21 protein-coding genes are annotated in these 21,825 nt (G+C 49.0%); 5 read left to right on the forward strand and 16 right to left on the reverse strand.

The features are described from left to right. The first annotated feature begins 125 nt into the window (after positions 1–125). Positions 126–2,432, forward strand: coding sequence for a vitamin B12-dependent ribonucleotide reductase (locus tag K300_RS0103205; RefSeq protein WP_022850223.1), 2,307 nt, complete (start codon positions 126–128; stop codon positions 2,430–2,432). An 86-nt stretch (positions 2,433–2,518) separates the two neighbouring features. On the opposite strand, the gene K300_RS0103210 is transcribed toward K300_RS0103205, so the two are convergent. Genes K300_RS0103210 through K300_RS0103220 form a run of 3 tightly spaced genes read right to left on the reverse strand, consistent with a single transcriptional unit; the run spans position 2,519 to position 6,165 of the window. Then, positions 2,519–2,896 carry a response regulator gene (locus tag K300_RS0103210; RefSeq protein ID WP_022850224.1) on the reverse strand — a complete coding sequence of 126 codons (378 nt, stop codon included), beginning with the start codon at positions 2,894–2,896 and terminating at the stop codon, positions 2,519–2,521. Positions 2,897–2,905: 9 nt separating this feature from the next. Further along, positions 2,906–4,255 carry a methyl-accepting chemotaxis protein gene (locus K300_RS17035; RefSeq protein WP_022850225.1) on the reverse strand — a complete coding sequence of 450 codons (1,350 nt, stop codon included), beginning with the start codon at positions 4,253–4,255 and terminating at the stop codon, positions 2,906–2,908. A 14-nt stretch (positions 4,256–4,269) separates the two neighbouring features. Next, a complete protein-coding gene (locus tag K300_RS0103220) occupies positions 4,270–6,165 on the reverse strand; it encodes a hybrid sensor histidine kinase/response regulator (RefSeq protein WP_022850226.1) in 1,896 nt (631 codons plus the stop codon). Between the two features lie 502 nt (positions 6,166–6,667). On the opposite strand from K300_RS0103220, the gene K300_RS0103225 reads away from it, so the two are divergent. Further along, the gene (locus tag K300_RS0103225; RefSeq protein ID WP_022850227.1) at positions 6,668–6,952 is read left to right on the forward strand and encodes a hypothetical protein; all 285 of its coding nucleotides are present in this window, start codon (positions 6,668–6,670) and stop codon (positions 6,950–6,952) included. Between the two features lie 64 nt (positions 6,953–7,016). On the opposite strand, the gene K300_RS16870 is transcribed toward K300_RS0103225, so the two are convergent. Together K300_RS16870 and K300_RS0103235 are read right to left on the reverse strand one after the other, a co-directional pair. Further along, a complete protein-coding gene (locus K300_RS16870) occupies positions 7,017–7,532 on the reverse strand; it encodes a hypothetical protein (protein WP_022850228.1) in 516 nt (171 codons plus the stop codon). 137 nt (positions 7,533–7,669) lie between these two features. Then, a complete protein-coding gene (locus tag K300_RS0103235; RefSeq protein WP_022850229.1) occupies positions 7,670–8,785 on the reverse strand; it encodes a glycosyltransferase in 1,116 nt (371 codons plus the stop codon). A gap of 101 nt (positions 8,786–8,886) precedes the next feature. Here K300_RS0103235 and K300_RS14395 point away from each other — a divergent pair, with 101 nt between their 5' ends. From K300_RS14395 to K300_RS0103250, 3 genes are read left to right on the forward strand one after another with little or no spacing between them, the layout of a single operon-like run. Continuing rightward, on the forward strand, positions 8,887–9,990 hold the full coding sequence (locus tag K300_RS14395) for a glycosyltransferase family 4 protein (protein WP_022850230.1): 1,104 nt from the start codon (positions 8,887–8,889) through the stop codon (positions 9,988–9,990). Then, complete coding sequence (locus K300_RS14400; protein ID WP_022850231.1) at positions 9,987–10,982, forward strand: glycosyltransferase family 9 protein; 996 nt, start codon at positions 9,987–9,989, stop codon at positions 10,980–10,982. The genes K300_RS14395 and K300_RS14400 overlap by 4 nt, the downstream gene beginning before the upstream one ends. Beyond that, positions 10,966–11,919: a polysaccharide deacetylase family protein gene (locus tag K300_RS0103250; RefSeq protein ID WP_022850232.1), complete on the forward strand. Its 954-nt coding sequence runs from the start codon at positions 10,966–10,968 to the stop codon at positions 11,917–11,919. The genes K300_RS14400 and K300_RS0103250 overlap by 17 nt, the downstream gene beginning before the upstream one ends. A gap of 5 nt (positions 11,920–11,924) precedes the next feature. Here the strand turns inward: K300_RS0103250 and K300_RS0103255 are convergent, their stop codons facing one another. The 11 genes from K300_RS0103255 to K300_RS0103305 are packed head-to-tail and all read right to left on the reverse strand — an operon-like array spanning position 11,925 to position 21,818. Continuing rightward, positions 11,925–13,028 (reverse strand): M23 family metallopeptidase, encoded by a 1,104-nt coding sequence (locus K300_RS0103255; protein WP_051135312.1) that lies wholly within the window; start codon positions 13,026–13,028, stop codon positions 11,925–11,927. 34 nt (positions 13,029–13,062) lie between these two features. Further along, on the reverse strand, positions 13,063–13,674 hold the full coding sequence (locus tag K300_RS0103260; RefSeq protein WP_022850234.1) for a DedA family protein: 612 nt from the start codon (positions 13,672–13,674) through the stop codon (positions 13,063–13,065). Continuing rightward, positions 13,674–15,353, reverse strand: a complete 1,680-nt coding sequence (recN, locus tag K300_RS0103265) for a DNA repair protein RecN (protein ID WP_162139842.1) — start codon at positions 15,351–15,353, stop codon at positions 13,674–13,676. The genes K300_RS0103260 and recN overlap by 1 nt, the downstream gene beginning before the upstream one ends. After that, positions 15,328–16,176, reverse strand: a complete 849-nt coding sequence (locus K300_RS0103270; RefSeq protein WP_022850236.1) for an NAD(+)/NADH kinase — start codon at positions 16,174–16,176, stop codon at positions 15,328–15,330. Before K300_RS0103270 ends, recN begins: the two co-directional genes overlap by 26 nt. Next, on the reverse strand, positions 16,136–16,954 hold the full coding sequence (locus K300_RS0103275) for a TlyA family RNA methyltransferase (RefSeq protein ID WP_022850237.1): 819 nt from the start codon (positions 16,952–16,954) through the stop codon (positions 16,136–16,138). Before K300_RS0103275 ends, K300_RS0103270 begins: the two co-directional genes overlap by 41 nt. Beyond that, positions 16,955–18,814 (reverse strand): 1-deoxy-D-xylulose-5-phosphate synthase, encoded by a 1,860-nt coding sequence (gene dxs / locus K300_RS0103280; RefSeq protein WP_022850238.1) that lies wholly within the window; start codon positions 18,812–18,814, stop codon positions 16,955–16,957. Continuing rightward, entirely contained in the window at positions 18,815–19,717 is a 903-nt protein-coding gene (locus tag K300_RS0103285; protein WP_022850239.1) for a polyprenyl synthetase family protein, read from the reverse strand. Then, positions 19,714–19,938 carry an exodeoxyribonuclease VII small subunit gene (gene xseB / locus K300_RS0103290; RefSeq protein ID WP_022850240.1) on the reverse strand — a complete coding sequence of 75 codons (225 nt, stop codon included), beginning with the start codon at positions 19,936–19,938 and terminating at the stop codon, positions 19,714–19,716. Before xseB ends, K300_RS0103285 begins: the two co-directional genes overlap by 4 nt. Continuing rightward, the gene (locus K300_RS0103295) at positions 19,935–20,396 is read right to left on the reverse strand and encodes a peroxiredoxin (protein ID WP_022850241.1); all 462 of its coding nucleotides are present in this window, start codon (positions 20,394–20,396) and stop codon (positions 19,935–19,937) included. Before K300_RS0103295 ends, xseB begins: the two co-directional genes overlap by 4 nt. After that, positions 20,389–21,471 carry a dual-specificity RNA methyltransferase RlmN gene (gene rlmN / locus K300_RS0103300; protein ID WP_022850242.1) on the reverse strand — a complete coding sequence of 361 codons (1,083 nt, stop codon included), beginning with the start codon at positions 21,469–21,471 and terminating at the stop codon, positions 20,389–20,391. The genes K300_RS0103295 and rlmN overlap by 8 nt, the downstream gene beginning before the upstream one ends. Next, complete coding sequence (locus K300_RS0103305) at positions 21,471–21,818, reverse strand: STAS domain-containing protein (protein WP_022850243.1); 348 nt, start codon at positions 21,816–21,818, stop codon at positions 21,471–21,473. Before K300_RS0103305 ends, rlmN begins: the two co-directional genes overlap by 1 nt. Positions 21,819–21,825 lie beyond the last annotated feature (7 nt).

The raw sequence follows: 21,825 nt of genomic DNA on the forward strand, positions 1-21,825 counted from the left end.
GAGGATTCCTGTCTTTTCATTTTATGTATTGCGCCTTTTACAAGGGTGATTAATTTGAGCAGAGTGCCTTACTTTTGTGAACAAAATTTTTATATAAATGTAATTTTCAACTTATCGGAGGATGTATGTTAACCAAGGAGGCCGAAAAGGTTCTCTCAAAGGAACCGAAGCTGTCAGCGAACGCTGTCACTGTCCTTAAAAAACGGTATCTTAAGAAGGATGACAAGGGTAACAACCTTGAAAACCCCAAGAACATGTTTCAGCGTGTGGCGATGAACATCGCTGAGGCGGAAACGAAGTTTGACCCCAAGGCGGATGTACTTAAGGCCGCTTCCAAGTTTTATGAGGAAATGGTTGAACTGCGTTTCCTTCCCAACTCCCCCACGCTTATGAACGCCGGAAGGGAGCTCCAACAGCTTTCGGCTTGCTTCGTTCTCCCTGTGGACGATTCCCTGGGAGATATATTCGAATCTGTCAAAAACACTGCACTCATCCACAAATCAGGCGGGGGAACTGGTTTCTCCTTCAGCAGACTCCGCCCCAAGGACGATGTGGTTAAGACCACAAAGGGCGTTTCAAGCGGTCCCGTATCCTTCATGACCGTTTTCGATGCCGCCACAGAAACAATCAAACAGGGGGGAACACGCAGGGGCGCCAACATGGGCATACTCCGTGTGGACCACCCCGACATCCTCGATTTCATAAATGCAAAGCAAGACAAGACAAAGCTGACCAACTTCAACATCTCCGTGGCTGTAACCGAAGAGTTCATGAAGGCCGTTGAAGAGGAGAGGGACTACGATCTCATTCACCCCAAGACAAAGAAGAAAACCGGAAGCCTCAAGGCGAAGGAGGTCTTCGACAAGATGGTGGAACTCGCATGGGACGGCGGAGACCCCGGCATCGTCTTCATTGACCGTATCAATAAAGAGAACCCCACACCCAAAGAGGGTGAGATTGAAAGCACAAACCCCTGCGGCGAACAGCCCCTGCTCCCCTACGAATCATGCAACCTGGGTTCCATAAACCTCAGCAGATTCGTCACCTCAAAGAAGGTCCAGTGGAAGGAGCTTGAAAACACCATAGAAACAGCGGTTCATTTCCTCGACAACGTTATCGAGATGAACAACTACCCCATAGAGGAGATCGCAGAACAGACCAAGCGCACCAGAAAGATAGGTCTCGGCGTTATGGGATGGGCGGATATGCTCGCAGCCCTTGAGATACCCTACAACAGCGATGAGGCCATCGAGCTCGCCGAAAAGATGATGAAGTTCATCCAGGATAAGGCGAGGGAGAAATCCTGCGAACTGGCAAAGGTTCGCGGAAGCTTCCCCGTATATGAAGACAGCATATATCCCGATATGGGCTTTGAGGCGATGAGAAACGCCACAGTAACCACCATCGCCCCCACGGGAACTATCTCCATCATTGGGGGATGCTCCAGCGGTATCGAGCCATACTTCGCCATCGCCTTCTACCGTTTTGTTATGGACAACAACAAGCTCCCCGAGGTTTGCCCCGTATTCAGAGAGACTGCCAAGAGGGAGGGCTTCCTTACGGAGGAGCTCATTGAGAAGGTTGCCGACTGCGGCACAGTGCATGATATCGATGCAGTCCCCAGCAAATGGCGTGATGTATTCGTAACTTCCCATGAGATATCACCCAACTGGCACATCAAGATGCAGGCCGCCTTCCAGAAATACACCGACAACGCTGTGAGCAAGACCGTAAACTTCGCAAACAGCGCCACCATAGAGGATGTTCGCAGCTCCTACCTCTTCGCCTACAACATGGGATGCAAGGGAACCACCATCTACCGTGACGGAAGCCGTACGGGACAGGTTCTCAACGTTGGCACCAAGGAGAAGGAGAAGGAGAAGGAGCAGGAAAAGGTTTATGTTGAGGTTGAGCGCAAACCCAGACCCCGCCCCTCCGTACTCGTTGGAAGAACCATCGAGATGATGACTGGTTGCGGCAAGCTCTACGTAACAATCAACTACGATGAAAGCGGCGAGCCCTTCGAGGTGTTCACAAGCATGGGTAAGGCGGGCGGATGCGCCCAGAGCCAGTGCGAGGCCATGGGAAGGCTTATATCCCTCGACCTGCGTAGCGGTGGCGACGTGGATCTTATTATCAAACAGCTCAAGGGGATCTCCTGCCATATGAAGTACGGCTTCGGCCAGAATGTTGTACTCAGCTGCTCCGATGCAGTGGGCAAAGCCCTTGAAAGTGCCCTGGCGGATCCTATAGAGATAACCGTAACCGGAAAACGTGAACAGCTCAGCGTGGACAAGCTCCTCGAAAGTGCGGATATGGATGCAGACGAGCCCCTCGTCCGCAACGGAGCATGCCCCGAATGCGGCAGCCCCATTGAGCACGTTGAAGGGTGCGATATCTGCTACTCATGCGGATACTCACACTGCTCATAAATAACTGATACACCAAATAGAAAGCCCCCGCTAAAAACGGGGGCTTTCTTATTATCTCTAAAAATACAAATAGCTCTAGCCGGTGTCTACTTCTCTGCCAGAACCTCTTCTATCTTACTGCTTACATCCTTAAGGCTCTTGAAGGGCTTGAGCACATAGCTGTCTGCGCCGATCTTATGGCTCTTAAGAACCCTGTCCAGGGTTGAATAAGCGGTCATCATAACAACACGCAGATCCTTATTCTTCTCCTTAAGCTTGTCCAGAACCTCGATACCGTCCATCTGGGGCATCATAATATCCAGAAGAACAATATCTGCATTGCTTCCGTTGTAGGACTTGAGCCCGTCCAAAGGATTTGAGAAGGTGCGGACATTCTTGAAACCGCTCTTTTTCAGGTGGTTCTCAAGCATCTTGAGAATCTCCATTTCGTCATCGATAACAAAAACAGTTATATCTTTTTCCATATCTCCCCTCTATTTTTTCTCTTTTTTATCCTGTTCCTTACCTTTCTTACCCTTTTTATCGAAAAGGGTTCCGATCGCCTCGTGCATCATGGAGCCGGAGCGTTCCTCTATCATTCGGTCGAGAGACTCAAAAACTTCTGCACTGGCGTTTTCAATCTTCTCAATCCTGTTGCTGATCTCCTCGAAGGTGCAGTCCTGAAAATTTTCAATGCACCTGGTAAATAGGATGTTAGCCTCTTCATGAACCATTTTATGGGGCGTAAGAAGTTCCTTATAAGCCCTTGTGTCGCTGAAGGTTTGCTTACCTTTGCCCTCGTTGTACCATTTACCGAGCCTACACTCGTTATGGCCCACAGTGTTAAAGTTGTCAGAACCTTCCAATACGCTGTTGTACAGGTTGTTTTTATAGATTATATGGTCGATCTTGGCAAGGTTTGCAAAGATCTGGTTACTGAGGTCCATGGTTTCATACATGACCCGATTGGCGTTCTTGTTGAAGGTCTGGATAACACCACTGATATCTCTGGTATTCCCAGAAACAGCCTCCATATTGTTCTGGATGTTTCGGGTATTGTTCAGCAGGTTGTCGATATCCTTATGCATACCCCCCACAACCTCAGCGATCTCAGATGTGGCACTCTGGGTTCTTTCGGCAAGCTTTCTAACCTCATCGGCTACAACGGCAAAGCCTCTGCCCGCCTCCCCTGCTCTGGCTGCCTCGATGGAAGCGTTAAGGGCAAGGAGGTTTGTCTGATCTGCGATATCCTTAATAAGGTTGGTAACCTGCGAGATCTCCTGGCTCCTGGTTGAAAGGGCATCGGAGGTTTCGGTGGATTCTGTAATAAAGTTTGAAAGCTCCTCCACCTCTCCGCTCAGAACACCAACACTCTGCATTCCGTTATTTGAGATATCAGCGGTTTCTTTGGACTCATCGATCATCTCCTCCATCTCACCCAGCATCTTTATGAAAAAATCCTGGTTCATCTTAAAGGAGTTCTGCACAGTGCCCTGATGTATCTCCGCAAAAAGCTCATGGATCCTAGAGCCCCTATCCTCGGACTGAAGCGAATAAACAACATCACCATTTACCAGTGATTTTGAGCTCACCTTATAGTTACCATGGAGGGTTGACAACTCCGAAGAGCCCTTACTCAGTTCTTTAATAACTTCTTCAAGAAACTGGTGTTGAGCTGCGCTGTCGTTCTTGAACACAATCTCCCTCCCCCGCAAAACAACAACCATTTCGCTATGGGAGAAAGAAGCAATTTCCCGGTAGTATTCCACCTCTTCACGAAGCTTTTCCATTTCCGCCTGCATTGCCTCGTTTTTTGTGTTTTCCTGTTTCTTTGAGAAGAGCATTGTGTCCTCCGAACCTATATGTTTATTTCGAAAACTGCACCGTTTTCATCGTTACGTGGCAGTATCTTTCCGTTATGCCGTTCAATTATACTCTTTGCTATGTTGAGTCCGATCCCCATTCCTCTGTGCTTCTTTGTGCTTGTAAACAGTTCGAAGAGCCTATGGAGAATAGCATCATCAATACCACCGCCATTATCAGCTATGCGGATTATATGCCCCTCTCCATCCTTTTCGATAGTTATGCTTATATATCTTTCCTCATAGGGTAAACTGCATTGGCTAAGTTGATCAAGGCTGTTATTAAGCAGGATTATCCAAACCTGTTCCAACATCCGCGGAACAATCATTGCGGGATAATTTTCCTTTGAGCCGTCCATATCCCTGCTGACCGGCTCACCGTTTATATAAACGGGGCTTATCTGCTTGGCTCTATTATATATCATCCTTGAAGCCACGACGAGCGTTGCATAAAGGTTTGCCTCTTCGGTCTCAAAATCGGACTGCCCAGTAACCTCCCGCATCGAATCGACGATGTATGATATCCTCGAAACGCCGTCATTGATAGACTCAAGATAGCTTTCGAGGGAATCCATATCTCCGTCGGCAATATCGTCACCCATCATCTCAAGATTCCCCTTCATGTATGTAAGAGGAGTATTTATCTCATGGGTTATCCCTGCGGAAAGCTTGCCTATGGAAGCAAGCATAGCCTGATTTACCTCTTCCATCTTCAGGTGCTCAAGCTCGGTTATGTCATTCAACCGGATAATACGCAGATCCTCGAGCCCAAGATACTTCTGTGCAAGTGAAAACACGGTAAAGGTAACAATATTCTCCGTTCCATCCTGTGGGTTTTTGATAAGAATCTTTCGCACCTTCCTATCTGCGCTCTCCTGAAAAAAGGAATGCATAGCTTCTTTTATATCGTTGAATGAGCCAGCATCGAAGCTGTAGTAGCCTTCCCTTTCGAGGATATGGTCATAGAAACAGAAGCCTTCCTCTCTGGCAGACTCCAGAGAATTGTAGCCGAAGTACTTCAGAAAGCGTTTGTTGCAAAGTGAGAGCCTGAACCTCTGATCGTAAGCAAACATTATTGTTTTATCCGCATCAAAGAACGCCTGAAGCTGTTCCTGGTGCTGTTTAACAACATCGGTCATATCCATCTCGATAGATATGTAGCTTGAAATCTCAGAGCCCTGATAAACGGGAAGTAGGGTTATCTCCGTGGTATATTCGCTACCGTCCTTGGCTCTGTTTTTATGGCAACCCTGCCAAACTGAATGAAACTTCTGCTTCTCCGGCCTTATGCATGCGGTTTCGCAGTAGTCACCACAGACCTTGAGCATACTGTAGGGTTTTCCTATGAGCTCATCCTCATCGTAGCCGGATAAATTACACAGGTTCTTGTTAACATAGCTGAAATTACCATCAGAATCCACAAGTGAGAATATAGTGGAGGAGTCAACACCCTTTCTGTATGCCTTGAGGAGGTTCTGATATTCCCTAAGCTTGTTGGCACGCTCAACATCCTCCAGAAGGTCTGATAAAACCTTATCGAGCTTATCTCTGTTTATGGGCTTCTCTAGAAACCTGTCCACACCGAGGTTTATAGCATCTATAAGAACATCGGGCTCGGTATATACGGTCATGAAAACGGTTTTCACTCCGGGGATCTCGTCTTTGATTATCCTCAACATCTCAAGACCGTTCATAACGGGCATACTGTAATCGCTTATAACGATGTCTGGTCTCAGCTCTCTGGCCATACGCAGACCTTCTGCTCCATCACCGGCGATATGAATCTTATCCCCAGATTCGGCAAACATAAGCCTTATTATCCGCTGGGATGTAGCATCATCCTCCACAAAAAGGATAGTGGCATTTCCGCAGTTACAAAGAATGCTGTGCATAGAAGTCGATCTCTCCGTGGTTCGTTATTATGAAAGATTCAAACAAAAGCCGCGAATCTAAATTCTATTATTCTGGTATTATAACACAAATCTTAAATAAGATAAGCATTCTTAAATACACATAATTATTGATTTTTTGATTAACACTGCCATTTTCCATAGATGAACCCGATGCTATTTAACCTATCGTTCACCAATACACGTTTTGTTTCATTTGTAATTTATTGTATTATAATAAGGTTAGAGGGGGCAAAAAAACTAGCTGCCCTTTCTGATGGCTCAAGGTTTGCGTCGGAATCTAAACTGTAAAAATATTATAGGTAAATGCGATTGAATGGATGGTGCAGGTAACTGAATGCTGCCTGCCATAATATCAATAAAATCACGCTCAGGAGTTATTTAGAGCTAATGAAAATCCACAGCGGACGATAATAATAATGTCAGCATTATTAGCTGTGGTAACAAAAGCCTACGAAGGGCTCTTATTCATGAGGAGGCTTATATGAAGTCGACAGAAGACTTTATGAGCAATGTATTCTCTGTGCTAGGTCATATCAACCAGGCTGTGGAAAAGGATGTATCGATCCTTCTTGAAAAGAAGGTGGATCAGTTTTCCGAACACTATAATGTAGTGCTCAGGGGGAAGAAAGAAGGTGAGCGTTTCGTTATGGCTTCGGATATGAGCGAGGAACAGCTCAAGTGGTACGTATACGGCCTTGGTGACGGACTCGGCTTAACACCCGAACAGCTCAACAAGCACAACAAAAACAGTAAACGCACTGCATAATATACTCAAAAAAAAGGCGGGCCTGAAACCCGCCTTTTCCATTTATGCGCTATTAAGGAGTGTCTTACTGATTTTTAGGAGCGTTTTTCCATCTACTGCCGGGCTCATTGGGGAAAATACCAGCCATGATGTTGCCTCGGGGGTTCATCCTGATGCTTATAACGTTTCCGTCCACATCCTTCGCCTCTGCGAAGTACATGTTTCCTCTGGGAACCTGTAAAGTCTGGATTTCACCCACATCAAACCCTTTAAGATTTTCTGAAGCGTAAGAGCTGATCTTCTCCTCAGCCTTCTCAGGGGTTATCTGCTCAGCCTGGGGTGCCTGACCCCATCCGCCACCTCTCATACCGGGGCCTCTCTGTCCTTTCATGCCGGGGCCTTTCATGCCGGGGCCTCTCATACCGGGTCCTCTCTGTCCACCGTAACCGGGTCCACCGCAGGGTGCGTTATAGCCCTGATTCTGAACACCGTATCCGGGGCAGTTACCACATCCGCCGCTTCTGGGTCCACCCCATGCAAATGCACTTACTGCTACGAAAAGAACCGCTACTGATACTACTGAAACTAAACTCTTTCTCATTTTGATACCTCCGTGTTTTGTTATCAACGCTTGTTGCTCATGTTAATGCAACGGAAGTGCCAGAAAATGCCAAAACACGCATTACGCTTTAAATACAGACAGTTAGGAGAATATAAGCAAGGCTATAGGATGTGAGTTTACTTCTCAACTGTGTCGAAACTGCACATTTGAAGGAGATCCTCATAGATACTCACAAGCTTGTCCGCATAGCTCTCAAGGGTGAATTCAGCGGATATAGCAAGGGCGGACTCCCTCATCCTTCCATAAAGCTCATCATCGCTGAGAACCCTTATAATGCACTCTGCGAGAGCCTCAGGTGTTCGGTCACATATTATGGAGGAGTCTCCAGCAAACTCTTTAGTAGGAACGTCCTCTGAGATAATGGCGGGCAGACCCATGAACATGGCCTCCAGATGAGCTGTACCGAAGCCTTCGAACTCCGAAGGGAATACAAACATATCCGCCAGAGAGAGCAGAGCGGGCACATCCTTCCGGTATCCAAGGAAGGTAACATTCCCCTTAAGCCCGAGCTCCGAGGCGAGCAGTTCCAGCTTTTTGCGCTGTCCACCCTCCCCTACAATGAGACAATGGATATCCGGATATCTCTTGCGGACAAGGTCCACTGCACGTATCACCTTATCGATATTCTTCTGCGGGACAAGCCTGCTGACACTTATAAGCGCACGCCTCCCCTCGGGTATATAGTCCTCACGCTTAAGGGGTGCGAAGCTCTTTTTTGAAGGGTCAAAGAAGTTATAAAGCACCTCGCTCGGCTTTTTAGCAACGTTATGGGCCTCTTCCACATAGTCCTTAACCATCTGGGATACGCTGAGATACTTTGTTGTATACCTAGACAGAAAACGGTTTGAGAGCCTTCTGTGCAGTTTCTTCTCTCTTTTGGTGTTCCTTATATGAGTTATAACCGGCTTATCAAGACCGATGGAGGCGAGCCTGCCGAAATAATCCCCAGTAAAATGGATGGTATGGATAATATCGGGATCGATATCCTTGAGTACCCTACGAACCTTGAACACCGTGGTGATTCGGAAGGATTTTATGGCGGAAAGGGATGAGCAGACGTTGATCAGCTTTATCCCCGCCTCTTCAAAGTCCGGAACACGCATACCAGTGCCGGATATGTTTATTACATAAGCATCCACCCGCCTGTCATCCTTAAAGTGGCGGGTGAGATCCAGAAGTGAGTTTTCAATGCCGCCGAAGGGGAGACCTCCGACAATAAAGGCTACCTTCATTTTGTCTCCTAGAAAATTATACACAACTCCAGATGTTTCGCAACGCTTATGAAATCATAAAATGTGTGGAATTTGAAGAGGATATGTGAGATATTTTCCAGATGGAAAGGCTTAATATCTTCGTTAAATACCTTTCAGACTACGGCGGGGCAGAACGAATCGCACTCAGATTCTCAAACTGGCTCAGCGATGCCGGATATCCCGTTCGGATAGTGTGCGGTGAAAACAGGCTGGATGAACTGCCCCGATTCCCTGTGGAGGAGCTCGGACTTGCAAGGCCTGGGAGATACCGGAAGGCGAAGAGCTTCTACACAAGAGCGGGGGAAGCTTCCGAAAGGCTTGATGGTATACATTTCTCCTTCGAGAAGATGCCCGGCTGTCACATTTACCGCCCCGGAGGCGGAAGCCACAGGGTATTCATGGAGAAATCCCTCAAGGGGCTGAGCGGATATCAGCGTATACGTAAGCATATCAAACGGTTCATGGACCCCGTCAACAGACTTAACCCTAAACTGGAACACAGAACACTTCATAACGACTCTCTGCGCAGGATTATCGCCATCTCAGGCGTTGTGCGTGATGAGATGATCAAGAGCTACAATATCGGCGAAGATATGTTCGAGATAGTCCATAACGGGGTCAACAAGGATGTATTCAATGTCGCACGGAGTGAGGCTCTGCGGAATAAGGCGAGGGAGCATTTCGGCGTGGAGAACAGACGTGTTATAGGCTTTGCAGCCAGCAACTTTCAGCTGAAGGGGCTTTCCTATCTCATCGAGGCCGTCTCGCAGATGAGCGAGGAGTATGTCCTGCTTGTTGCCGGCGGAAGAAGACCTGGGGAGTTCGGTGATCTCGCCGCATCCCTCGGCATGGCGGACAGGGTGAAGTTCCTCGGCAAGGTTAGCGATATGCCCTCCTTCCATGCAGCACTGGATGTTTTCTGCCTTCCAAGCTTCTACGACACCTTCGGGAACGTTACTTCAGAGGCACTCTGCATGGGTGTTCCCGTCTGTGTTTCACGCTTTGCAGGCTCCCATGAGATAATAGACGATGAATGCGGCGCAGTTATAGACGAAATATCCTCCGAAAGCGTTAAAGAGGCTCTTGAAACAGCATACTCCAAAGGGCGGAGCGACTACTCGGACAGGGTACTCTCCGATGATGATGTTTTCAAAAGCTATGTAGAGATTGCAGGGGCTTTATGAAGATACTGCTCATACAGTTTTACCAGACGGGTGATCTGGTTCTCACAACACACATCCCAGAGCTTATAAAGCGTGAGAAACCCGATGCGGAGATACATTTTCTTACATTCACGGCAAATGCTCCCCTTCTGGAGGGGAACCCCCAAATAGACAAAGTGATAACCACCAAAAGGAAGGATATCCCGGCATTTATCAAACTCCTTCTCAGGATAAGGCGTGAAAGATATGATGCGGTTCTGGACTTTCAGGATAACCCCCGCTCCACATACTGCACCCTCTTCTCCCGTGCGAATATGCGTATAACCTATGGGGACACCAGCAGGGGGAAAGTGTATACCCATACCCCCGAGCGCAAGACAGGGCATGCAGGACTCATAAAAACATCCCTCCTTACCCCCCTCCTTGGCGAAAGGGAGTACACGGTCGAGGATACGAGGGGAAAGGTATACCCACCCGAAATAAGCAAAATACCAAAGGAACTTGGCTTAGAGGGCAGGGATATGATAGTAACAATCTCACCCACCCATAAGAACGACACCAGACGATGGAAGCTGAGGCATTTCATAGATACAGCAAACTGGCTGGCCGCGGAAAGGAATGCGGGGGTTATCTTCACCTACGGCCCCGGCGAAGAGGACTATATAAGAGAGGGGGTAGTCGAAACGGAACAGATCAGGATAATGCCCCCCTTGAAGCTGAGGGAATTTGCCGGACTCCTCGAACGTGCGGATCTGCACATCGGCAACGACTCAGCACCACACCACATTGCAACTGCCGTGAACACACCTACCTTCATCATCATTGGCTCCACAAGCCCCGGATGGGTTCTACCCTCCCCGAAGCATACTTGGATATCCAAAGGCATGGACTGCCAGCCGTGCAAAAAGTCTGAATGCCGTATATCCGGAGATGTACCCTGTATGGAGGAGCTGAGCTTTAACGACATCAAACCCGCACTGGAAAGGTTTATAGACAATGGCTTCAGCGAATAGATCCGTACCCGTTTTATGCTACCATCAGGTATCCCCCGCAGGAGACATAACCCCCGATACCTTCGAGGGGCACCTGCGGTTATACCGTGAGCTGGGTTATGAAACGATCTCAGCCATGCACCTCTACCGCCATTTAGCCGACGGGGTGGATATACCGGAAAAGGCATTCGTAATAACCTTTGACGACTGTTACCTCGACAACTGGCTCCACGCCCTTCCCCTCTTAGAACGATACGGCTACACAGGCGTATTCTTCTGCATAACTGGATTCCTCCATGACACCCCCGCAAGAACAACAGAGAATGCACCCGTGCTACTCCCATCATCGGAATGCTACCGGCAGGTTTTCAGGGATGGAAACAGGGAACAGTTCATGTCCCTTGAGGAGATATACACCCTTGTCAAAAGCTACAGCCATGAGGTGTACAGCCATTCTGTGAGCCATCTGCCTGTGTTCAGGGATATGGAGGAGAAGGAGCGTTTTCCTGAAAAGGATCACTGGAGCATGTATGCCCTCTACGACAAGGTCGAAACGGGAACACCACTCTACAAATGGGTGTCTGCACTGAGTGAGGATGGTCTTATCCCGGAGAAACAGGGGCTTCGCATGCGAAATATGGAGGAGCGGATACGCTTCTGCCGTGACCAGATGAAACAGAGTAAAAGGGATCTTGAGGAGCTTCTTGAGAGGGAATGCCCCTTCTTCTGCTGGCCCTTCGGCGGGCACGACCCCATATCAATGGAGGTTATGAAGGAGTGTGGCTACCTAGGTTCATTCACCCTGGACAGGGGCCCAAACCTCTACGGAAAAGATCCTCTTTACATCAACCGTATAGAGATTAAAGGGAGCAGGGATCAGAAGTGGCTTAAGAGCCGTCTTAGTACATACTCCTCTCCTCTTAGGGCAAAAATATTTTCAAGAAAGAAGAAATTCTAAGACAATCACATCATGGGAATTAGCTTAGAACGCTGGGCTACACGCACAAACATGCTGTTCAGCAGGTACGCATAGTACTCCCTGTGCCCTTGAAATGTAGCCATCTCAGACTCCGGAAGCTTCTTCGTAGGTGATTTGAAACGGAGAGGGTTGATATATGTTCTCCCCTTCCTTATGCGGTAATCCACATGGGGACCGGTGGATATACCTGTGCTTCCCACGTAGCCTATGACATCACCCTGACGTACATACTTCCCTTTGCCCATACCCTTGGCGAAACGGGTGAAGTGCAGGTAGAGGGTGTGGTAGTCGTTCATGTGGCGTATTCCCACATGGTTGCCGTTGTATTTATCGTAGCCGATTCTCTCGATGTATCCATCCGCTGTGGCATAAACGGGAGTTCCTCTGGGAGCGGCATAGTCTACACCAAGATGGGGCTTAACAACCTTATGGACGGGGTGGAGCCTTTTGTAAGAGAATCCGGAGGAGACACGGCCAAAACGCAGAGGCGCCTTGAGGAATCCTCTCTTAAGGGAGCTGCCATCGGGGGCATAGTACCCCTTAACCTTCTCACTCTCGTAGTAGATACCTCTGATAAGCCTCCCCTGATTGATGAAATCTGCGGCGAGGATCTTTCCGTACCCTGCAAACTGGTCACGGATAAAGCGTTTTTCGACCAATATATTGAAACGGTCACCCTTGCGGATGTCTTTAAAGAAATCAATTTCCCACTCATAAACGGAGGCAAGCTTCACAGCAAGGCTGAAATCCTCGCCAGCTTCCTGCATAGCGTTGTACAGGCTTGATGTGATCTCACCGTGGACATAGGAGTTAACAACCTCAACGGGATATTCCTGAACATCAACACTGAAACCTTCTGTTGTCTTATTTATGAGAACCTCACGGCGGAGGTCCATCTTTATTACCCAGCTGTTTTCTGACTTTTCTATCTCGGTTCCGGTCTTAAGGGTAAAGCCGGGGAGCTTTTTCTTAATCTCTTTGTTAAGTTCGATGATCTCATAGGGTTCAAAATCGCTTTCAAGTATGGAGTAGAGACTATCTCCCCATTGTACTTTATAAGTATCTGCTATAGCAGTGATATTCAACATTACAACGATTAACGCAATTAAACAGCTTCCGAGCTTATACACGATTATTCCCCTTTTTTCTTTGGTAGTAGATATATACACTAATTACGGCAAAAACGCAAATTAGTAGTAATATTGTAATCGTCTTTAAACGGGAATGCATTAGCTCCGGATTGCTCCCGATAAAGTAGCCGAGCCACGCAAGTACCACAACCCATATGCCTGCGCCGAGACCTGTATAGGCACAGAATTTTGGTATATTCATCCCTGCAAGCCCCGCAGGGAAGGAGATATACTGCCTTATGACGGGTATAAGCCGGCCGGCGAAGGTGGTAATCTCACCATGCTTGTCGAAGTAGGTATCCACCCGGTAAAATTTTTCCGGCGGCATAAGAAGATATTTGCCGTATTTAAGGATAAGGATTCTTCCCATCTTGATTGCGAGGAAGTAGTTGAACAATGCACCGATAACGCTTCCGCCAATACCGCTGAGAACAACGAGGTATATATTCATCTCCCCCTGTGCAGCGAGATACCCCGCCGGAGGGACTACGACTTCGCTGGGGAAAGGTACAAAGGAGCTTTCAAGGGCCATTAGAATAACTATGCCGGTATATCCCATACCGGAGATTGCATCCAGAACAAAGCTAACAAAAGTTTCGAGCATCAGTCTCCGCCTGAAAGAAGCTCACGAGCCTGCTCAAGGGATGATTCGGTGGCATCCCCGGCGATCATGGTGGCGAGGATCTCTTCCCGCTCGGCACCTGTGAGCTTCTTAATATCCGTTTTCGCCCTGTCACCCTCAAGGCTCTTGGTAATGTGGAAGTGTGCCTCACCGCCGGCGGCCACAACGGGGAGATGGGTGATAACTATAACCTGTTTGCCAGCCGCAATGTTGCAGAGCTTCTTTGCGACCATCCTTGCAGTGCGGCCGCTTATACCCGTATCGATCTCATCGAAAACGAGTGTCTCGGTCCTGTCAGCCGAAGCGAAAACATCCTTGAGAGCGAGCATAACACGGGATATCTCACCGCCGGAGGCAACCCTTGAAATCGGACCGGGATCAAAACCGGGGTTGGTGGAGAGATGAAACTCCGCCCTGATGCCGCCGAGGGGGTCAAGCCTTTCTGCCTCAGTGAACTCTGTTTTAAAGACCGAGTTCTTAAGCTCCAGTTCACCAAGGGTTTTCTCAATTATTTCAGACAGCTCCGAGGCTGCCTTCTTTCTGGCTATATTGAGGTAGTTTGCAGATTCCTTAGCACTCTTCTCAAGCCCCGAAAGCTCCTTCTCAAGCTTTTCTGCAGTCTCTTCATCAAAGACAAGGCTCTCGAGCTTCCGGTTCACCTCTTCAAGATGATCCAGCACAGCCTCAAGGCTTCCGCCGTACTTCTTCATAAGCCCTGCGAGACGGAACTTCCTGTCCGTAAGCCTTTCAAGCTCTTCTGGATCAAGTTCCTGGGTATCTATGATATTCTCAAGTACAGCCGAGATATCGTTTACCTGATACTCAATCCCCGAGAGCTGTTCAGCCACCTTCTCAAGCTCCGATGAGTAGGAGGAGATGGAGGATATAAGCGATGATGCGGAGCCGATGAGGCCCGAAGCGTTTATCTCCTCATCCTGCAGACAGGCAAGGGCCCCTGCGGCGTTCTCACGTATCTTTTCGAGATGTCCGAGCATACCCAGCCGTTCCTCCAGCTCCCTGTCCTGCTCGAGATCGATATTCATCGACTCTATCTCGTTCTGCTGGAACTCGAGCATGTCCTTCTCACGCAGGACTGCGGAGAGATCCTCACGGATCTTCTCAAGCTTTTTACGCTTTTCCGAGTATTCGCTGAACTTTGACTCATAATCCTCAAGGAGGGGGCGGTCCACTGCGGAATCGATGAACTCTATGTGACAGGAGGGATCCAGTAGCCTCTGGTGCTCGTGCTGGCCGTGGATATCAGCAAAGCTCTCTGCAATGCTTTTAAGCTGGTTCAGGGTGGCCATACGGCCGTTGATGTATACCCTGTTCTTGCCGGAGCTGTCCAGTTCACGGCGGATGATTATCTCATCCTCTATTTCAAACTGCTCCCTTTCGTCGGGATTTATATCTCTGTAATCGCCGTTAAATACTGCTTCCACAAGGAGTTTCTTACTTTCGTCCCTGTGCAGAGCCCTGTTGAAACGCTCACCCATTATGAGCTTAAGAGCACCAATAAATACTGATTTTCCCGCTCCGGTTTCACCTGTGATAACATTGAGCCCATCGGTGAACTCCACCGTTACGGACTCAATAACACTAAGGTTTTCCACACGGAGGAGGCTCAGCATATCATCACCATCCCCAGCCCAGCTTTTCACGCAGGAGTGAGTAATAGTTCCTGTTCTTCGGCACAACAAGCCTTACGCCCGTTCTCGCCTTCTTGATTGTTATGATCTTTTCAGGGTCCACCTGCCTTGCTATCTGGCCGTCATAGGTTATGGAGACGTTCTCCTCCTTGCTTCGAAGGCGGATATTGATAAAGCTGTCGTCGCTGATAACGATGGGCCTGTTTGTGAGCGCATGGGGGCAGATAGGGGCAAGTATAATCGTTTCCGATGAGGGATGCACGATGGGCCCCCCTGCGGCGAGGTTATATGCTGTGGAACCAGTGGGGGTGGATATGATAAGACCGTCCGCACGGTAGCTGTTTACGAAGTAATCGTTTACGTAAACCTCCATTTCGATGATGCGGGCAAGGTCGGATTTATTGATTACAACATCGTTGAGGACTTCTATTTCGAGGGTCTTAACGCCGTTTTCCACCAAGTGGCAGTGGAGTTTCATCCTTTTTTCCGTTTCGAAATCCCCGTCAAGAACAAGGCCTAGCTGTGGCAGAGCCTCCTCTATCTTGGTCTCTGTAAGAAAGCCCAATCTCCCGAGGTTTACCCCGAGGATAGGGGTTTCCTTCTCGCCAAGTATGCGAACAGCGGATATAAGAGTACCGTCCCCGCCGAGAACCACGACAAGGTCCGATTCCTCCTTTATCCGCTCATGGGATACGGATCCTGCGCCGATAACTCCTGCGCTATTCTCCTCAAGAAGAACCTCGACACCTTTGTCTCCGAGGAACTGACAAACATCCTCAAGAACCTGTTTAACTCTATCCCCGTGGGGCTTTGCTACTATAGAAACCTTTTTCATGGATAACCTGTTCCAGTGCTGATGAAATAGTGTTTGTTGCGGTCGGGCAATTGTATACAAAATGGGCGAGATATTCAACATTTCCTTTCGCACCCTTTATGGGGGAGGATGCAAGGCCGAAGAGGCCGAAACCCGATTCCACTGCGAAGCGGCAAACCCTCACCACCGCCTCTGCCCTGTATTCCTCATGCTCAACAATCCCCCCCTTGCCCACCTGTTCACGCCGTACCTCGAACTGGGGCTTTATGAGCAGAACAACCTCTGTATTATCGCTGCAGAACTGAACTGCTGAGGGGATTATCTTTTCGAGGGATATAAAAGACACATCGGATACGATCACATCCGCCTTCTCGCCAATGGTATCAAAATCTATTGTCCGAAAGTTCGTTTCCTCCAGTGAGACTACCCGTGATTCTCTCCTGAGGCTCTCATGGAGCTGATTAAAACCTGAATCTACAGCATAAATACGCTCTGCACCGCTCTTAAGGGCAACGTCAGTGAACCCGCCTGTGGAGGAGCCTATATCTATAACAACCTTATCTTTGAAATCTATGGAGAAGAGCTCAACGGCACGCTCAAGCTTGAGACCGCCACGACTTACATAGGGGAGCGTCTCTTTGAGCCTTATAGGTAGGGAGGGATCAACAAGATCACCCGGCTTATCCACCCTGTGTTCGCCGGCAACAACCAGCCCAGCCATGAGAAGGCGGGAGGCGTGTTCGGCGGATTCAGCAAGACCGTATTCCACAAGGAGGGTATCGATCCGCTTCTTCTTCATTTAGATATCTATGCCGGATACCGTCTCAAACATCTGCTCCGCTGTGAGTCCACAAAGCTTGCGAAGGTCATTGATTCCGCCGTGCTCGATGAACCTGTCCGGCACACCGAAGCGGATAACCCTCGGAGCTTTGCCAGCATCCATAAGAATCGACTGCACCTCTTCGCCGGCACCACCCCTTATGGAGCCCTCCTCAACGGTAACGATAAGCTTTTTGCCCTTCAGCGCATCCACAAGCATATCCCTGTTGAGGGGTTTGATGAAACGGAGGTTTATGAGTGATGCCGCGCCGTAGGCATCCTTAAGCTTCGTATGGAGCCTTGAGGCCTCCTCGAAGATATGCCCGGCGGATACAACGGCTATATCTCCGCCTGTATCGATAACCTCCGGCTCACCGAGAACAACAGGTCTGTAGCCGTATTCATCATAGCTGTGAGCCGTTCCTCTGGCGTACCTTATGGATACCGGAGCCTTTATACCCAGCGAGAGCCTGAGCATCTCCGAAAGCTCTGTACCATCCTTTGGAAGCATTATATTGAGATCGGGTACACACCGCAGGAAAGATATATCGTATATGCCGTGGTGGGTGGGTCCGTCCGCTCCCACGAAACCGCCCCTGTCAATGCAAAGGGTTACGGGGAGATTCTGCAGAGCCACATCATGAATAATCTGGTCAAACGCTCTCTGGAGAAAGGTGGAATAGATAGCGACATAGGGGCGCATTCCACTTATCGCCATACCAGCGGCAAAGGTTACCGCATGCTGCTCGGCAATGCCCACATCGAAGAACCTGTCTGGAAAGGCTTCTTCAAACTTTGCAAGCCCCGTTCCGTCACGCATCGCCGCACTTATGGCAACAACATTTGGATTACTGTGCCCTATCTCGGTTATGGTTTCGCCGAATATATCGGTATAGCTTTTGGATGTTCCAAGCTTGTTGGATTTGCCCGTTTCAATATCGAAGGAGGATACACCATGGAACCGTGAGGGGTCCTCCTCTGCGGGCTTATAACCTTTACCTTTGGTGGTCGAAACATGGATTATGACTGGTCCGTCCTGTATGAGGGCGTTCTGGAAAGCTTTATCCAGATCCTTGACCCTGTGCCCGTTTACGGGACCGATATAGCGCAGCCCAAGCTCCTCAAAGAGGATGCCGGGGGTGAACATACCCACAAGACCCTCCTCCATCTTCTTTGCGATGTTCAGAAGACGGGGACCGAGGGGACGTTTCTCAAGTAGATGTTGCACATCCTTACGGAATTTTGTGTATACCTTCCCTGTCATAAGGTTGGAAAGGTATGCCGCAACACCGCCTACGTTTGAGCCGATGGACATCTCGTTGTCGTTGAGCACAACGATCATCCTCTTGTCGAGGTGGCCTAGATTGTTAAGAGCTTCAAAGGCCATCCCCGCTGTCATAGCGCCATCACCGATAACCGATACGATCTTCCGGTCTCGCTCCTTAAGACCATCCGCAACGCTCATGCCGAGGCCTGCGGAGATAGATGTGCTTGTATGCCCTACTCCGAAGGAATCGTATGAACTTTCAGCCGGCTTTATGAAGCCGGATATACCTTTGTACTGGCGAAGGGTTTTGAAACGGTGCTTGCGGTCTGTGAGGATCTTAAAGGCGTAGGACTGATGCCCCACATCCCACACGATCCTGTCCGCAGCGGGGCTGAAATTCCTCAAAAGGCTTAGTGTAAGCTCAACTACACCAAGGCTCGGGGCAAGGTGTCCGCCGTTTTTGGAAACGGTATCAATGATAAGCTCCCTCGTTTCCTCGGCCAGCTTATCTATTTCATCGTAATCTATTTCCTGAATGTCATCGGGCAATTTAAGTGAATCTGTAAGACTCATCTAATGGGTTCTCTCCAAAACATATTTGGCAATCTCCTCGCAGGGGCGGGAGGCTTTGCCGTAGGGTTTAACTATAGAGATCGCCTCATCTATCATCTCACGGGCGATCTGCTTGGACTTATCCACCCCGTAAATCGTAACATAGGTGGCCTTCCCCTTTTCAAGGTCGCTCCCTGCGTCCTTTCCAAGCTGTTCTGTGGTTCCTGTCACATCCAGTACATCGTCCACAATCTGGAAGGCAAGCCCAAGTTTGCGGCCGTACTCCTTCATGTTTGCCTTATCGATATCCTCACCGTAACCGAGGATGGCCCCCAGTTCGGAGCAGTAGCCGAGGAGTGCCGCTGTTTTATTCTCATGGATAAAATCCACAATGCTGTCATCAAATCCACCGCTTTCCGCTTCCATATCCGCATACTGTCCGGCAACCATTCCGGCATCGCCTGTGGCTTTTGAAAGCTTGAAGGCAGCTTCAACCATAAGCTTGTCCTCAACCTCGGGGTTGAGCTCCTTATCGAGCATGGTTTCAAACGCCTTGGTGAGCAGTGCATCGCCGGCCAAAATAGCCGTTGCTTCGCCGAAGACCTTGTGGTTTGTGGGCTTACCACGCCTGAAATCGTCATCATCCATAGCGGGTAGATCATCGTGGACAAGGGAGTAGGTATGGAGCATCTCCACCGCCGCTGCGTAGGGCGTTATCTTGTCGAAATAGCTGTCGAATATACCGTAGCTGGAATATATAATGGCGGGTCGCATGCGCTTGCCCCCTGCAAAGAGGCTGTATTTCATAGACTTAACAAGTCCGCTGGCGAATATCTCTTTAGTCTGAACGTATTCCTGCAGGAACTCTCCCACCTTGTCCGCCCAGAAGTTTATGTATCCTTTAAGGTTAAAATCTTCACTCATTCAGCCGGCTCCGTTTCCACGTTTCCGTCCTCGTCGGTTCCGAGAACCTTGTTCACCTTGAGTTCAATCTCATCGAGCATCTTCCTTGATTCTTTGCCAAGCTTCATACCCTCCTGAAAAAGTTCGAGGGTGGTCTCTATGTCAAGGTCTTCATTCTCAAGCTTCTCGACAATCTCCTCAAGCCTGACCAGCTTCTTCTCAAATGCACCGCTTTCTTTCATGATAAATCGTCTAAAACCCTCTGCGCGTGCCCTGTGGCACGTACATTTTTATAGGACTTAATCAGTTTTCCACCCTCGTCAAAGGCGAAGGTCGAACGGATTATGCCCATGTATGTTTTCCCGTAGTTCTTCTTTTCGCCGTATGCACCAAACGCCTCTGCAGCCTCCTTTTCAGGGTCGGAGAGGAGGAGTACACCAAGCTCATGCTTCTCCTTGAAACGGCAGTGGGTGGCTGTTTTATCAGGACTAACCCCTACAACTTTATAGCCCAGCCTTCCAAAATCCTCGGTCAATGCTGTGAAGTCCTTTGCCTCCACGGTGCATCCGGGTGTGTTATCTTTGGGATAGAAGTAGATTATAAGCCTGTCACCCTTGAAGTCCTCCGGCGTATACACCTTGCCGTCATCCCCCTCAAGCTCAAAACCGGGGATCTGATCCCCTTCCTTTAGCTCAGCCATTCTCTTCCTCTTTTCTGGTATTTGCATAGAGCTGTCCGCAGGCCCCGTCAATGTCGCTTCCAAGGCTTTTACGGATAAATGTACCGATCTTCTCTTGTATCAGATAATCCTGAAATTTTAAAGTCTCATTTTCCGACGGAGGCTCGTACCCGCCCCCCATTCCGCTGTTGTAAGGTATAAGGTTAACCTTAACACGGATACCCTTTAAAATAGCCGCCAGAGCCTTTGCATCCTCGGGGGTATCGTTAAATCCCTTCATCAGGACATACTCCGCCATTATCATCTTCCGCTTTACGGAGGGAAGACGCTTAATACCTTTGATGAGATCCTTCAGGGGATACTTCTTCGTTACGGGCATTATCTGCTCACGCTTCTCCTGGGTGGCGGCATTGATAGAAACAGCCAGGTTAACCGGTGTCTCAAGCTCGAAGAGGCGCATCATCTTGTCGGTGAGTCCGCATGTGGATACGGTTATACGCTTGTGGCTGAACGCAAAGGTCTTCCTGTCCATAAGTATGCGGATGGAATCGAGGAGGTTGTCCGAATTGTCCAGCGGCTCCCCCATACCCATGAAGACAAGGTTTGTGAGCCTGCGGTCCTCTTCGGCGAGGATACGGTTTAGCTCGGCCACCTGCCCGACTATCTCGGCAACGGAGAGGTTGCGCTCAAAGCCCATCTTTGCCGTACTACAAAAGGTACAGCCCATACGGCAACCCACCTGGGTGGAGATGCACCCAGTGTTGCGCTCATAATCCGCCAGAACAACCGATTCAACAAGGTTTCCGTCCTCCAGCCTTATGAGGACCTTGATGGAGCCGTCCATCTCGGAACGCTGAACCTTGATCGTCTCCATGGGGGTGAACTCGAAGACGTTTTTGAGCTCTTCCCGGGCCTTGACCGAGACATTTGTCATCTCATCAAAGTCCTTAACGCCCTTACCGTGGATCCATTCATACACCTGATCCGCACGGAAGCGCTTATAGCCCATATTCACAAAGAGATCACGAAGTGGTTCGATGCTGTAGGAGTCAATCTTGACAAGATGGTTTACTGCAGTTTCAGGGGTGTTTGACATCAGGTTCCCAGAAACTCCAGCGCATCCTCGTTTGTGTTGTAGATGCCGAAAAGCCTGTTAAGGTTTGTATTATCGAATATCTTTTTTATATCGTCGTTAACGTAGGTAAGAAAAAGCTCCATCCCCTTCCCCTTCAATAGTTTAAGGATCTGAATAAGCTCTCGCAGACCGGAGCTGTTAAGATAGGCAACACGGGAAAAGTTTATGATAACAGCGTCAACGCCCCCTTCCAGAGAGGATACGTAGGTTTTCATCTCCTCACCGTTATAGGAATCGATCTCATGAAGAGGATAAAGCACCTCTGCTGTTTTACCGCTGTGTGTCTGAGTCTCGCTCGTGAAAGCCATCCGCTCC

The sequence above is a fragment of the Limisalsivibrio acetivorans genome, from assembly GCF_000421105.1.
In the GTDB taxonomy this organism is placed as follows: domain Bacteria; phylum Chrysiogenota; class Deferribacteres; order Deferribacterales; family Geovibrionaceae; genus Limisalsivibrio; species Limisalsivibrio acetivorans.